Raw genomic sequence first — 13025 nt, 5'->3', positions numbered from 1 at the left:
TAACAAAAATTTACATATACATCTTACAAAGGGGAGAAAATGAACCAATTAGAGCTTTATTACAATCAGCCGCTTAAATCAAGTAAATTTATCCCCAGAAAATACGAAATCATCTCGCCAAAGACGCTTATAATAGGCGCCATTTCAAGCGGCAAAACAGCCCTTGTTTATGAGTTTTTGAGCCATTATAAAAGCGAGGAGAGGCTTTATGTAAATTTAGATGATCTAAGGATAGACAGAGCCTTACTTTTAGCAAATTTAAAAGAATTTTTAGAAAAAAATACCCAGATAAAGGTTCTTGCAGTTGAAAATTTGCAAGCCACTGACCTTGCAAATTTAGACTTTTTAAAGGGCGCAACACTTGAAAATATCATCCTTACAAGCAAGGAATTTTCACTCACGATTGACGGCTTTGCTCGCATAAATTTAAACTATCTCGACTACGAGGAATTTATACTATTTTTTAAGAAGAATTTGGACCAAGACCTACTATTTAGCTACTTTTTGGCTCACGGCAACGAGATAGCAAGTGCCTTTTTAGACTCCAGCGAGGTCACGGCACACTTGCAGCAGCTCTTAAAAGCAAATTTAAGCGAGCAAAGCATTGCGATTTTAAAAGAATGTACTCCAAAATGCCACGATGTGCTTAGCACTTTTGGTATCTACAAAAACTTAAAAGAGCAGATGAAAATCTCAAAAGATAGTGTCTATAACGCGGTAACCAGCCTTAATGAAAATGGCTTTATAGAATTAGTACCAAATTTAGATGAGAGCAGCACGAGCAAAAAGCTCTACTTTACAAATTTTGCACTTCGTAATGCTTTGTATCTAAAAAAGGACTTTTTGGCCGTCTTTGCAAATGTCGTTTTTTGCGAGTTGCTTAAATTTAAAGATGAAATTTACTACACAAAAGAGATTGATTTCTTCCTTAGTAAAAGGAAGATCGCGATCATCTGTGTGCCGTTTTCTGCACCAGAGATCATCTTCTTGAAATTTAAAAAACTCCACGCAAGCTTAAAAGAGCTGGGCGTTAGTAAGCTTCAAATAATTAGCGTTGCAAACCAAGCTGAGCTTAGCTTTGAGGGCATAAAATGCGAAATTTTGCCATTTTCTAGGTGGAGTCTAGGTTTATAAATTTAAACCTTTATTTGATTATTGTTTTAAAAGCTTAAAGTAAAGAAGCTATAATCAAAAAAACTATGAAGGACAGAAATGAGAGCATTTATTGGGATTTTTATACTTATAGTAAGCCTATTTGGCTATGAGATAAATCACGAAAACTGGGCGAAATTTTATAAATTTATTGGCGAGGCAAATGGTATAAAATTTGAAGTTTATATGAACTATTTTAAAGATGAATTTGAAAATTTTAAGCAAAGTAAGAGCTTTAAAGTGCCGGCCAAGATAAGCGGACATATCTTTTTTGATGGTACAAAATACGACTATGAAAAAGGTAATCTTGAGCAAAATAGCAGTGAAATTTCATTGCTAAATGCTGTATCTGATAAGATAAATTTAGACGTTAAAAATGAAAATGGTGAGCTAAAGGGCAAAATAATCGTTAAAAACAAAGCCTATAATGCGACTATCAAAAAAGAAAAAGAGTATGAAATGCTAAATATTGGCATCCAAATGATCGAAGCAAATGGCACGAGATACGAAGCTATAATTAACGATATATTTGCCAAAGAATCGGCTAAAAAAAATAAAAATAAATTACTCTCGACACTTTATGACCTAAAAAGCGAACGTAAAAAATGGCCAAATAACCAATTTGAAAGCCTAGATAACATCTACTATATAAATGACAAAATAAAAAGCATCTGCACCTATAAAAATAATAAAACTAGCTGCGATGTCGTCTTACTTAAAACCAACAAAAAGCTAAAGTTAAAGCAGATTTTTAAAGATATGAACGATCCTCATCTAAAAGCAATCCTTGCAACAGCAGGCGTTAGTGAAAATTTTGTAATTTCGCCACTTGGGCTTACTTTTTTAAATGAGGAGCAAATTAGCGTGCCACTTGATGAGCTAAAACCTTACTTTAACGATGAAATCGGACTTTAATGGCAAAAATTTGTGGCATAGATGAGGCTGGACGTGGGGCTTTAGCTGGGCCTTTAAGCGTAGCGGCCTGCGTGCTAAATAAAGAAATTTCAGGCCTAAACGACTCCAAAAAACTAACTGCAAAAAGGCGTGAGGAGCTTTTTAAAGAGATTATAAAAAGCTCAAATTTTCTCATCATCTACTTCTCAAATGCGCAAATAGACGAACTTGGGCTAAGCGAGTGCTTAAGACGAGCGCTCAAAATTTTTAAGGCGCATTTTGAGGGTTTTGAGATCATTTATGATGGTAATTTAGACTATGGCGTTGGTATCACAACGATGATAAAAGCTGACAGCAAAGTCGCTGGGGTAAGCGCTGCTAGCATATTAGCAAAGGTTAGTCGTGATAGTTTGATGAAAAGCTGGGATAAAATTTACTCAAAATATGGCTTTGCTAGGCACAAAGGATACGGCACAAAGGCGCATCTAGAAGCCATTGCTAAGTTTGGCTATTCAAGCCTTCATAGAAAAAGCTTTGTAGTAAAATCTTTTGAAAAATCTCTATTTGACTAAGATTAATTATCTAAGCATCAAATAGATGCTTAGATAACATCCTTTTTAATGGCAGCCACAACCGCAACTACCGCTACTTTTAATAGCATCAAATACAGCATCGTAGTTTGGCTCTTCTGTCACTTCAGGAACGATTTGTTTGTGAATTATTACGCCATCATTGATGACAAATACCGCTCTTGCAAGTAGTCCTTTTAGTGGGCCATCGCTCATTAAAACGCCATAGTTTTTAGCAAATTCTCCGTATCTAAAGTCACTTCCTACACGTAAATTTTCTATGCCTTCAGTCGTGCAAAATCTCCCCATCGCAAATGGTAAATCATTTGAGATGATGCTTAGTTTTACGCCATGTTTACCGGCTACTTTTTCGTTAAATTTACGAGCCTCTGCTGCACAAACTCCAGTATCAAGTGATGGCAAGCAAACAAGTACTTCTACGCCATTATTTCCGCCTACACTAAACTCGCTAAGATCTTGCGCTACGACTTTTGCTTCAGGCGCATAAGAGCCTACAAAGACCTCGTTTCCACTTAAATTTACCTCACTACCTTTAAATTTTGTAGTTGCCATATCTATCTCCTTTATTATTTTTTTGTTTTTTTAAATGCTTGATCAAGATCTGCTATTAGATCATCAGCGTTTTCGATACCGATTGCTAGGCGAAGCAAGTTTTGCTTTATGCCGATCTTATCTAGCGCCTCTTTTGGATATGCCTCATGTGTCATCGTCGCAGGCCTGCAAATGAGGCTTTCTACGCCGCCAAGGCTCACTGCTAGATCAAAAATTTCTAGCGATTTTACAAATTTATTTACATCATATTTTTCATCGAGCTCAAAAGAGATAAGAGCGCCGATGCCACTTGCTTGAGCTGCTTGCATCTTAGCCTCTTGCTCGCTATATGAACCAGCAAAATGTACCACGCTAACAGCGTCATTATTTTGTAAAAATTTGATTATTTTATGTGTATTTTGCGTTTGTCTATCAAACCTAACGCTAAGCGTTTTAAGCCCACGTATTAGGTAGTAGGCATCCATCGGGCTTATGATGCCACCAAGAGTGTTTTTAGCAAATTTTATCTTCTCAGCCAAAGCATCATCGTTTAGCGTGACGATACCAGCGATCACATCAGCGTGTCCACCGATATACTTTGTAGCGCTATAAACCACGATATCAGCTCCATGATCAAGTACTCTTTGATAATAAGGCGTTAAAAATGTGTTATCCACGATGACTAGAGCGCCCTTTTTGTGAGCGATCTTTGAAATTCTAGCGATGTCTGTCACTCTTAAGAGAGGATTTGACGGAGTTTCGATGAATATCGCCGCCACGTCGTCACTTATATCATCTTCACTTAAAAAATTTAGATCGTCTATAAATTCGCTCTTTATGCCATGGCTTTCAAAAACGGTTGTAACATACCTATAAGTGCCGCCATAGACGTTGCTATTTAGCAGGACCTTTTGCCCAGTTTTTATAAGACTAAGTGCAGCTGCTGTTGCTGCCATGCCTGAACCAAAGCTAAAAGCGTATTTGCTGCCTTCAACTTTTGCAAAAATTTCATCAAATGCTTTTTTGGTTGGGTTGCTACCACGCGAATATGCAAATTCTTGAAAATTTTCAAGATCATCTTGCACAAATGTACTTGCTAAAAAAACAGGCGGAATGACAGCTTTATTTGGATTATTTTTAGCTTCAATGCCTTTTACGATCAAGGTATCAAGTTTCATAAATTTCCTTTTAAAAATTTGTGAAATCTTACATAATAAAGATTAATCTTCCCCAAACCCACCCAAAATGTAGCTAAATCAGTAAGTGGTAGTAACATTTATTTTTAAGAATGCATTTTTTAAATTGCTGGGATAAATTTAAGCTTTTGCTCTCTCCCCGCAAGCCTAATAAATTTTTCTTTTTACTCGCCTTTAGCTACATTTTCACCATAAATTTTACTCTACAAGATCAACTTGCCAGTTTGCCTCTTGTAGCTTCATATCTAGCTCTCTGATCTCTTTTGATAGCTCGTCTATTTGCTTTTGGAGCGTGGCTACATCAACACTACTTAAAATTTTTATCTCGCTATTTGAGTAAAGATCGACCTTTTGGCTTGCGCTTTTGGCAAATTCCCTAAGCACGCTTGCTTTTTGGCTTAGCGTATCTTTTTTAGCGATCATTTCAGTTAGACTCGCACCTTCAAATTTTGCACTTGAGTTTGTTAAATTTATAGCCAAGACCAGCCTAAATAGCTCATCGCTTAGCCTATCAAGCTCTTTTAAAAGAAGCTTTGGATCTTCGCTAGGTCTTTCATTTTCTTGCATTTTTGCATTATCGAGCAACCTACCTTTTAGCTGCTCTAAACGTTTTTGTGTATCAGCTCTTAAAATGAGAGCCTGAGCTAATTTCATCATTTTTCCTTTTGAAATATTAAATTGAGAGAAAATTTCAAATTATATTAGTATCTTTTGGGTTATAATTGATTTAAAATTTTATTTTAAGGAAAAGCTATGAAGTACGATTTTGATACGCTTATTAGCAGAGATGACACCAACTCATCAAAATGGCGAATGAAAAATGATGTTTTGCCAATGTGGGTTGCTGATATGGATTTTAAGGCTGCGCCTGAAATTTTAAATGCCCTACAAAAGCGTCTTGATAATGGCGTCTTTGGCTACTCATTTATCCCAAAAGAGTGGAACGAAGCGATTAAAGGCTGGTGGAAAAGGCGTCATGATGTTAGCTTTGAAAACGAGTGGATGTGCTTTTGTACTGGTGTTATACCAGCTATTTCGACAGCTATTAGAAGATTTAGCAATCCAGGAGATCAAATTTTAGTTCAAGCTCCCGTCTATCATGTATTTTTTAACTGCATAAAAAACAACGGCCGTGAAATTTTATCAAACGACCTTGTCTATAAAGATGGCTCTTACGAGATCGACTTTGAAGACCTTGAAGCAAAGCTAGCTCAACCACTAACAACTATGATGCTTCTTTGTAATCCTCACAATCCAATAGGAAAAATTTGGGACAAAGAGACGCTTAAAAAGATAGGCGAGCTTTGCTATAAGCATGATGTTTTGGTTATCAGCGATGAGATCCACTGCGACATAACTGATCCTGGGCTAAGCTACGTGCCATTTATCAGCGTTAGCGAAGAGTGCAAAAATAACTCAATCACATGCATCTCACCAACAAAAGCCTTTAATATAGCTGGCCTTCAAAGCTCAGCTATCGTCACACCAAACGAGCAGATACGCGCCAGAATAAATGCGGCTGTAAATTATGATGAGATAGGTGAGGCAAACGCATTTGCAATAACTGCGACAATAGCGGCATTTAACGATAGTCAAACATGGCTTGATGAGCTTAGAAATTATCTCTTTGAAAACAAAAAAATCGTTATAAATTTCATAAAAGAGCAAAATTTACCAGTAAAACTTCTGCCTTCAAATGCGACTTATCTTTTGTGGCTTGATTGCAGCGCGTTTTGCGAGGATTCAAGCGACTTTATGAATTTCTTGCGTGATAAAGCTGGACTATGGCTAAATGACGGTAATGCTTACAGAGGAGATAGATTTTTCCTCCGTATGAATATCGCAACCCAAAGAGCCAGAGTGCTTGAAGGGCTAAAACGCTTACAAAATGGTATAAATTTATATACTTCAAAAAGATAAATTGAGTAAATTTGGCTGAGTGGCTTTGAAATTTAAGCTACCCTTGCCTAATTAATACAGCTCGGGGCATTTTTGAAGCAGTAAATATTGCCCCAACATTTTTAAATATCAAATCAAGTTTTGCTAATAAATTTAAAGACAAAATGGCCTACACTAGTTTTTATTTGCTTGCTTAAATTTAAGTATATAACCTCTCTCAATCACGATATAGTAGATTAAAGCGAGCAATTTGTACCTTTTTGAAGTGATAAATTCTATACCCATGGCTTATAAAATTTAGCAGTGACTTTAAAATTTTCAACAAAGTAGAAATTTGAAATTGAGATAGCTCACACTGGCTTTAAATTTAAGAGAAATTGTTTGCTAAAACAAAATTTTGAGCTATTTTTGAAGTTGCACTTTCTTTTAAAACAAGGTAGTTTTTGCTGATAAATTTGATGACTTTAAAAATTTAGATAAAAGTAGAAATTTAAAGGCGGGAAACCCCGCCAGATATTATTTGTGAAGTTCTTTTGTGTAAAACTCAACTGAGCCAAGGCCCTCTTTTAGTGCCCACTCGTAAGCTTTGCTTACAAATTCCCAGTTTATGTTCTCATAAAATGTCTCTAGGTATTTTGGGCGAGCGTTGAAGTTGTCGATGTAGTAAGCGTGCTCCCACACATCAACGACTAGAAGCGGCACTTTGCCGTCACTCACTGGAGTTTTTGCATTGCTAGTTTGTATAATCTCTAGCTTTTTACTGCTTGGATCAAATACAAGCCACGCCCAGCCTGAGCCAAAAAGTGTTGTGGCTGCTTTTAGAAATTCCTCTTTAAAATTTGCAAAATTTACTTCGATCGCAGCTTTTAGCTCGCTTGACATCTCACTTTTTTTAGCGATGCAGTCCCAGTAAAAGTCGTGGTTGTAAACTTGAGCAACGTTGTTATAAAGCCCACCTTCGCTATTTGTTAGAATTTCATAAAAAGATGCGTTAGCAAATTTTGTATCTTTTATAAGATTGTTTAAATTTGCTACGTAAGTTGCATGATGCTTGCCGTAGTGGTATTCACAGGTTCTTGCACTAACTACTGCATTGCTATTTGCATCAAATGGAAGTTTTCTAAGTTCAAACATAATAATTCCTTAATAATAAAATTTGTTGTTTCATATTATAGCCATAAAAAATTAATAAACAAAAATCTTTTAAATTTAGCCACAAAATATAGGCTAAATTTAAGCAAGACTAAACTTACATTTTTGGCGGGCTTTTAAACTTATAGAAAAAAATTTAGAGCAAAATATCCCATGCATTTGTTTAAATGGATTCAAAAATTTATTAAATGTAAAAATAAAATAAATTTTATGTGTAAAAAAGTAACAAGTATACTTTAAAAGTTTAGTTATTGAAAAACTATAAAAATTTTTCAAAAATATAAATTAGCCTTTAAGACCACATTTGTTACTAAAATACACATATAAAAATAAATAGGTGTGAATTTACGAAACAAAATTTCTAAATTTTTATTTTTGAAATTTATAATGCGTTTAACAAAACCATTACAAAGGATAAAAGATGAAATTCTTACAAGCTTTACTTTTTACTTGTGCCATCAGTGGCTTAGCATTTGGTGCAGACAAGGTCTATACGATCAAATTTGCTCACGTTGTTGCAGCTTCTACACCAAAAGGCAAGGCGGCTGACTTTTTCGCTAAACGTGCCGAGGAGCTAAGTGGCGGTAAACTAAAAGTTCAAGTCTTCCCATCAGCTCAGCTACTTGACGATGATAGAGTTTTTGGTGCGTTAAAGCTTGGCAATGTTCAAATGGCAGCTCCAAGTTTTTCAAAATTTACGCCTATTGTGCCGCAGTTTCAGCTATTTGACCTGCCTTTCATCTTTAAAGATGCAGAGCATCTTCATAAGGTCCAAGATGGCGAAGTCGGTGAGGAGCTAAAAGCCCTTGTTATAAAAAAAGGCTTTGTGGCGCTTGATTATTGGGATGCTGGATTTAAGCATTTTAGCTCAAGCAAAAAGCCAGTTCTTGTGCCAGAAGATGCAAAAGGACAAAAATTTAGAATCCAAAGCTCAAAGGTACTTGAAGAACAAATTAAAGTAGTTGGTGGCAATCCACAAGTTCTACCATTTTCAGAAGTTTACTCTGCACTTCAACAAGGCGTAGTTGATGCGACAGAAAACCCACTTTCAAATTTCTATAACTCAAAATTTCACGAAGTTCAAAGCTCGCTTACACTTTCAAGTCACGGATATTTGGGCTATTTAGTCGTTATGAGTGATAAATTTTGGAGTAAGCTACCAGATGATCTGAAAGCAAATGTAAAACAAGCTCTAAGCGAAGCAACAGCTTTCGAGAGAGAAGAGACAGCAAAAGAGGACGCTCACGTCATAGCTGAGCTTGAAAAATACATCGCTGCTAGTAAAAAACTAGAAATTTATAAGATCGATGACGCACAAAAGGCCGAATGGCAAAAGGTTATGCAGTCAATCTATCCTAAATTTTATGATGTTATCGGTAAAGACCTTATAGAAAAGACTCTTGGGACAAAATAATGAAGAGTTTTTTCAATGTCCTTGATATAGCGATAGCCTCACTAAATAAAACTATCGCAGTAGTTGGGCTCGCAAGTGGAACATTACTAGCCTTTGCAAATGTTATGGCTAGATATTTTTTCGATAAAAGCTGGTCTTGGGCAAGCGAGCTATCAAACTATCTTTTTATCTGGTCGGCGTTTTTTGCCGCGGCATACGGCTTTAATAAGGGCATTCACGTCAGCGTGACTATCTTGGTGGAAAAATTTCCACCAGCCCTTGCAAAAGCGTGTTTAATCTTCTCTCATGTACTAACTACTGTATTTTTGTTGTTTATCGCAGTCTATTCGATTGATTATCTACAAATTCTTCACGAGATAGAGCAGATGATAATAGACCTTGGCATACCACAATGGGTACCTATGGTAGTGCTTCCAATAGCCTTCGTTACAGCTAGCTACCGCTCGACTGAAAAAGCCATAAAAGTAGCTCTAACGCCTGCAGAAAATGTCGTAAGCAACGAAGCACATGAGCTAGCTCATGGTAGCGTAGTCAAAGATTAAGGAGAAAAAAGATGACAATAGCATTTTTATTTATCCTACTTTTTGCGCTGATGCTAATAGGCGTGCCAGTCGCGGTTTCACTGGGAACTAGCACCGTTTTAACGATGATATTTTTTACAGATATAGACATCGCTACGATCCCACAGCTTATATTTGATGGTATCAATAAATTTTCGCTAATGGCGATACCGATGTTTATCTTGGCTGGAAATTTACTAAGTAAAGGCGGCTCAGCAAGACGTATCATCGACTTTGCAAAGTCTATGGTCGGGCACTTGCCAGGTGGCTTGCCTATGAGTGCGATATTTGCCTGCATCATCTTTGCAGCGGTATCTGGAAGCTCGCCTGCGACGGTTGTGGCTATTGGCTCAATTATGTTTGCAGCGATAAAAGAGGCTGGCTATCCAAAAGAGTACGCAGTGGGCGGCATAACTACAGCTGGCTCGCTTGGAATTTTGATCCCACCTTCGGTTGTTATGATAGTTTATGGCGTAACCGCTGAGGTAAGTATCGGTAAGCTCTTTATGGCAGGCGTTGTGCCAGGTCTTATGCTTGGAGCTTTTATGCTTGTTCAAACTTATGTCGGAGCAAAAAAGCTTGGCTTTAAAGCAACTAAAGCTGAACCATTTAAAGTAAGAGTGCAAAAATTTGCAAAAGCGTTTTGGGCGCTTTTAATCGTCGTTGTGGTCATCGGCGGAATTTATGGAGGAATTTTCACTCCAACTGAAGCTGCTGCGGCAAGTGCAGTCTATGCGCTATTTATCTCGCTTTTTATCTATAGAGATATAAAAATAAAAGATCTTTGGGATATCTGCTTAGACTCAGCCCTTACAACAGCTATGATATTTTTCATCATCGCAAATGCCGTTGTTTTTGCATATTTGCTAACTAGCGAACAGATCCCTCAAGCGATCGCTTCTATGATACTTGACGCAAATATCGGCATGATAGGATTTTTGATATTTGTAAATATCTTACTCTTTATCATGGGTCAGTTCATGGAGCCTTCAAGCGTCATCATGATCATGGTGCCACTATTGCTTCCGATTTCAACGCAACTTGGCATAGATCCGATACATTTTGGCATTATCTTAGTTGTAAATATGGAGATAGGTATGGTGACTCCACCTGTTGGACTAAATTTATTTGTTGCAAGCGGTCTTACAAATATGAATCTAAAAGAGGTCATCATGGCATGCTTGCCGTGGACACTTACTTTATTCTTTGGCCTTATCTTGGTTACTTATATACCACAAATTTCTCTCTGGCTACCAAACCTAATGTATGGACATTAAAATTTAGAGGCTCTTGCCTCTAAATTTATGCTTTTGGGTCGTAATCCGCACTCATAACGATATTTTTACCGCTTCGCTTACCAGCATAAAGTAGATTATCAGCTTGTTTTATCATCTTTTCTAAGTTAAATTCTCCCGTACCATCATGAGCAACTACTCCAAAAGTCATAGTTGCGTTGATCTTTATGTTTTCAAACTCAACTATATTTTTACTCAAAGTCTCTCTCACACGCTCTACGATACTTACAGCTGCATCTTTTTTTACGCCCAAGACGACTGCTAAAAATTCTTCTCCACCAAATCTAGCTACTCTATCTTTATCTCTAAATGTGTTTTTAAATATGCCTGATAAGCTTTTTAAAACAGCATCTCCTGCGCCGTGTCCATAGGTATCATTTATCTTTTTAAAGTTATCAATATCGCACATAACGATAGCAAAGTCCCTATTTTTATAAAGATCATTTTGACTTAAAATTTTCTGCATTGAAGTGCGATTTAAAAGTCCTGTTAATGGATCGTGATTTAAGATATTTTCAGCCATCTCTTTTTCCTCTAAGATGCTTAAAAATATAAATAAATTTGAGCTCTCCAAAAGGTACGAAACGATAACTGAAAATACACAAACTATACTTAAGTTAAAAACAAAAAGTAGATCTTTAAAGCCGTCAAAATCTTTTACAGGCTGGCCATCTAAATATATATAGCAGACTATGGATAAAATTATTTGCGTTGCAACTATTATGTAGTTAAAAAATTTATAGGTAAATGACGTAAAAAATAGTATTAGCGACGATGCTAAAAACAATAACCCAAATCCGTATCCCCATCCAAGCGTCAGCATACAAACTAATGCATGAAATAAAATTTCAAGCTGGACTATAAGCATTGTTATCTTGTTATTTTCAGGGCTATCGTAAATAAGCCTTAAAAGAAAAAGATAGGTTGCTACTGAAAATACATTCGTAACTGCTAGAATTTCTTCTTTCATAAATAAAAAAATAAAAAAATAACAGACGTGAGTTAATAATATTGAAAATATGATAATTTTTTGAGCCGTATAGAGTGAAATTCTACGCATCCGAGCCCTTTTTTAAAATTTCTAATTCAATGCGGTCTTTGCCATTTTGCTTGCCTTCGTAAAGCAGCTTATCTACCAAAGTTATGGCTTGCTCAAAATCCACCTCAACACCATTTGCACATATTAGCATTCCAAAGGTCATAGTAACTGGAGTTTTATCTGGAAGTTTTGCGTTGTTTATCTGTTTTTTAAGTCTTTTGCTCACTTCGTGGATAAATTCTATCTTTGTATCGGGCAAGATTATCAAAAATTCTTCTCCGCCCCAGCGGCAAACATAGTCTTTACCTCTAAATGATTTCTTCAAAGCACTGGCTACATCTTTTAAGACCTCATCGCCACAGTCATGCCCATATGTATCGTTTATTTTTTTAAAATTATCAATATCGCCTAGCATTATGACTAAATTTGTATTACCACTTCTTTCCTTGTTGGCAATTAGTTCAAATCTTAAAGTTTTTTCTATTGTTCTTCTATTTAAAAGCTGCGTTAAAAAATCATGCTTTGAGTCCTTTTCAAGCTCTTCCGTCTCTTTTCTTATTTGCTGATATCCACTAGAAGTGATGATATCTGCAAACATTGAAAGTCTTAAAACAATAAAAAAAGCAAAAACAATACTGCACACGACTATCGTCCCTCGTATAGCTGATGGGATCAGCGGCGTCTCATCTTTATGAATAAAATAAAGAAGTATAAGCAAGATTAATTCTAAAAATGCCATTATATAAGTAAGACTCTTTGAATCAAACGCTAGAAAGTAGTTTATAAAAATTACACCAACAAGTATTATCCAAATTCCAGTATTCCAACCCATTGTAGTAACAATAATAGTAACAAGCAATATGATATTTAGGTGAAATGCAAGGGATATTAATACTCTATATTTTATGTCAAATTTTATTCTAAGCAATATTCCAGCTGCTATAAAAAACAAGCACATAAAAAGTAGTGGTGTAGCTATGATCATAAAAAGCAACAAAGATAGTGCATTTGCAGCTATCATAACGTCTAATATCGTTTTATAGATATCATCGATCGCTTTATAACTACTTTGGTCTACAAAATCGTGTGTCAAACAAAACTCCCTGTAAATTTATTCCATTAAATTTCATTAAGTCATTCTAATAAGAGTCGTAACTATCTTCGTCCTCGTCACTATCTTCGTAGTTGTAGTCATTTTCATCGTAATTATAGTCATAACTATCGCTACTATCGTCTTCATCGTCATTAAATTCAGAGTAGTCTTCTTCTACTTCTTCATAATCAAATTCATCACTCATTGTTT

14 protein-coding genes are annotated in these 13025 nt (G+C 36.0%); 7 read left to right on the top strand and 7 right to left on the bottom strand.

All coding sequences use genetic code 11. The annotated features are described in order from the left end of the window. Positions 1-39: 39 nt before the first annotated feature. The 3 genes from CVS97_RS07655 to CVS97_RS07645 all read left to right on the top strand — a co-directional run bounded on the left by CVS97_RS07655 (position 40) and on the right by CVS97_RS07645 (position 2618). On the top strand, positions 40-1134 hold the full coding sequence (locus CVS97_RS07655) for an ATP-binding protein (RefSeq protein WP_107785666.1): 1095 nt from the start codon (positions 40-42) through the stop codon (positions 1132-1134). A 78-nt stretch (positions 1135-1212) separates the two neighbouring features. Continuing rightward, on the top strand, positions 1213-2067 hold the full coding sequence (locus CVS97_RS07650) for an S-adenosylmethionine tRNA ribosyltransferase (protein WP_107785665.1): 855 nt from the start codon (positions 1213-1215) through the stop codon (positions 2065-2067). Then, positions 2067-2618, top strand: coding sequence for a ribonuclease HII (locus CVS97_RS07645; protein WP_107785664.1), 552 nt, complete (start codon positions 2067-2069; stop codon positions 2616-2618). The genes CVS97_RS07650 and CVS97_RS07645 overlap by 1 nt, the downstream gene beginning before the upstream one ends. A 45-nt stretch (positions 2619-2663) precedes the next feature. Here CVS97_RS07645 and tpx read toward each other — a convergent pair whose 3' ends face one another. The 3 genes from tpx to CVS97_RS07630 form a co-directional block, all read right to left on the bottom strand. After that, on the bottom strand, positions 2664-3188 hold the full coding sequence (tpx, locus tag CVS97_RS07640) for a thiol peroxidase (RefSeq protein ID WP_021091125.1): 525 nt from the start codon (positions 3186-3188) through the stop codon (positions 2664-2666). 14 nt (positions 3189-3202) lie between these two features. Continuing rightward, positions 3203-4345, bottom strand: coding sequence for a trans-sulfuration enzyme family protein (locus CVS97_RS07635; protein WP_107785663.1), 1143 nt, complete (start codon positions 4343-4345; stop codon positions 3203-3205). A 216-nt stretch (positions 4346-4561) separates the two neighbouring features. After that, entirely contained in the window at positions 4562-5017 is a 456-nt protein-coding gene (locus CVS97_RS07630; protein WP_107785662.1) for a DIP1984 family protein, read from the bottom strand. A gap of 99 nt (positions 5018-5116) precedes the next feature. On the opposite strand from CVS97_RS07630, the gene CVS97_RS07625 reads away from it, so the two are divergent. Further along, positions 5117-6283 carry a MalY/PatB family protein gene (locus CVS97_RS07625; protein WP_107785661.1) on the top strand — a complete coding sequence of 389 codons (1167 nt, stop codon included), beginning with the start codon at positions 5117-5119 and terminating at the stop codon, positions 6281-6283. Between the two features lie 495 nt (positions 6284-6778). On the opposite strand, the gene sodB is transcribed toward CVS97_RS07625, so the two are convergent. Continuing rightward, the gene (sodB, locus tag CVS97_RS07620) at positions 6779-7396 is read right to left on the bottom strand and encodes a superoxide dismutase [Fe] (RefSeq protein WP_107785660.1); all 618 of its coding nucleotides are present in this window, start codon (positions 7394-7396) and stop codon (positions 6779-6781) included. A gap of 439 nt (positions 7397-7835) precedes the next feature. Between sodB and CVS97_RS07615 the strand changes: the two genes are divergently transcribed. Genes CVS97_RS07615 through CVS97_RS07605 form a run of 3 tightly spaced genes read left to right on the top strand, consistent with a single transcriptional unit; the run spans position 7836 to position 10665 of the window. Continuing rightward, positions 7836-8828 (top strand): DctP family TRAP transporter solute-binding subunit, encoded by a 993-nt coding sequence (locus CVS97_RS07615; protein ID WP_107785659.1) that lies wholly within the window; start codon positions 7836-7838, stop codon positions 8826-8828. After that, positions 8828-9370, top strand: a complete 543-nt coding sequence (locus tag CVS97_RS07610; protein ID WP_084041037.1) for a TRAP transporter small permease — start codon at positions 8828-8830, stop codon at positions 9368-9370. The genes CVS97_RS07615 and CVS97_RS07610 overlap by 1 nt, the downstream gene beginning before the upstream one ends. Before the next feature lie 11 nt (positions 9371-9381). Further along, a complete protein-coding gene (locus CVS97_RS07605; protein WP_072595211.1) occupies positions 9382-10665 on the top strand; it encodes a TRAP transporter large permease in 1284 nt (427 codons plus the stop codon). 25 nt (positions 10666-10690) lie between these two features. Here the strand turns inward: CVS97_RS07605 and CVS97_RS07600 are convergent, their stop codons facing one another. The 3 genes from CVS97_RS07600 to CVS97_RS09340 are packed head-to-tail and all read right to left on the bottom strand — an operon-like array spanning position 10691 to position 13020. Next, positions 10691-11743, bottom strand: a complete 1053-nt coding sequence (locus tag CVS97_RS07600) for a GGDEF domain-containing protein (protein WP_107785658.1) — start codon at positions 11741-11743, stop codon at positions 10691-10693. Next, positions 11736-12815: a GGDEF domain-containing protein gene (locus CVS97_RS07595; RefSeq protein WP_234401405.1), complete on the bottom strand. Its 1080-nt coding sequence runs from the start codon at positions 12813-12815 to the stop codon at positions 11736-11738. Before CVS97_RS07595 ends, CVS97_RS07600 begins: the two co-directional genes overlap by 8 nt. Positions 12816-12861: 46 nt before the next feature. Further along, on the bottom strand, positions 12862-13020 hold the full coding sequence (locus tag CVS97_RS09340) for a hypothetical protein (RefSeq protein WP_180997316.1): 159 nt from the start codon (positions 13018-13020) through the stop codon (positions 12862-12864). Positions 13021-13025: the final 5 nt, after the last annotated feature.

Origin of the sequence: Campylobacter concisus (assembly GCF_003049735.1) — a bacterium.
Lineage (GTDB): Bacteria > Campylobacterota > Campylobacteria > Campylobacterales > Campylobacteraceae > Campylobacter_A > Campylobacter_A concisus_AN.
The sequence above is the reverse complement of the archived record's forward strand: the minus strand, read 5'-3'. Positions and strand labels throughout refer to the sequence as shown.

What these genes read in the sequence shown, in the direction of transcription:
- CVS97_RS07605 (WP_072595211.1), top strand. Translation starts at nt 9,382, where the DNA reads ATGACAATAGCATTTTTATTTATCCTACTTTTTGCGCTGATGCTAATA.
- tpx (WP_021091125.1), bottom strand. Translation starts at nt 3,188, where the DNA reads ATGGCAACTACAAAATTTAAAGGTAGTGAGGTAAATTTAAGTGGAAAC.
- CVS97_RS07630 (WP_107785662.1), bottom strand. Translation starts at nt 5,017, where the DNA reads ATGAAATTAGCTCAGGCTCTCATTTTAAGAGCTGATACACAAAAACGT.
- CVS97_RS07625 (WP_107785661.1), top strand. Translation starts at nt 5,117, where the DNA reads ATGAAGTACGATTTTGATACGCTTATTAGCAGAGATGACACCAACTCA.
- CVS97_RS09340 (WP_180997316.1), bottom strand. Translation starts at nt 13,020, where the DNA reads ATGAGTGATGAATTTGATTATGAAGAAGTAGAAGAAGACTACTCTGAA.
- CVS97_RS07650 (WP_107785665.1), top strand. Translation starts at nt 1,213, where the DNA reads ATGAGAGCATTTATTGGGATTTTTATACTTATAGTAAGCCTATTTGGC.
- CVS97_RS07615 (WP_107785659.1), top strand. Translation starts at nt 7,836, where the DNA reads ATGAAATTCTTACAAGCTTTACTTTTTACTTGTGCCATCAGTGGCTTA.
- CVS97_RS07635 (WP_107785663.1), bottom strand. Translation starts at nt 4,345, where the DNA reads ATGAAACTTGATACCTTGATCGTAAAAGGCATTGAAGCTAAAAATAAT.
- CVS97_RS07645 (WP_107785664.1), top strand. Translation starts at nt 2,067, where the DNA reads ATGGCAAAAATTTGTGGCATAGATGAGGCTGGACGTGGGGCTTTAGCT.
- sodB (WP_107785660.1), bottom strand. Translation starts at nt 7,396, where the DNA reads ATGTTTGAACTTAGAAAACTTCCATTTGATGCAAATAGCAATGCAGTA.
- CVS97_RS07610 (WP_084041037.1), top strand. Translation starts at nt 8,828, where the DNA reads ATGAAGAGTTTTTTCAATGTCCTTGATATAGCGATAGCCTCACTAAAT.
- CVS97_RS07655 (WP_107785666.1), top strand. Translation starts at nt 40, where the DNA reads ATGAACCAATTAGAGCTTTATTACAATCAGCCGCTTAAATCAAGTAAA.
- CVS97_RS07600 (WP_107785658.1), bottom strand. Translation starts at nt 11,743, where the DNA reads ATGCGTAGAATTTCACTCTATACGGCTCAAAAAATTATCATATTTTCA.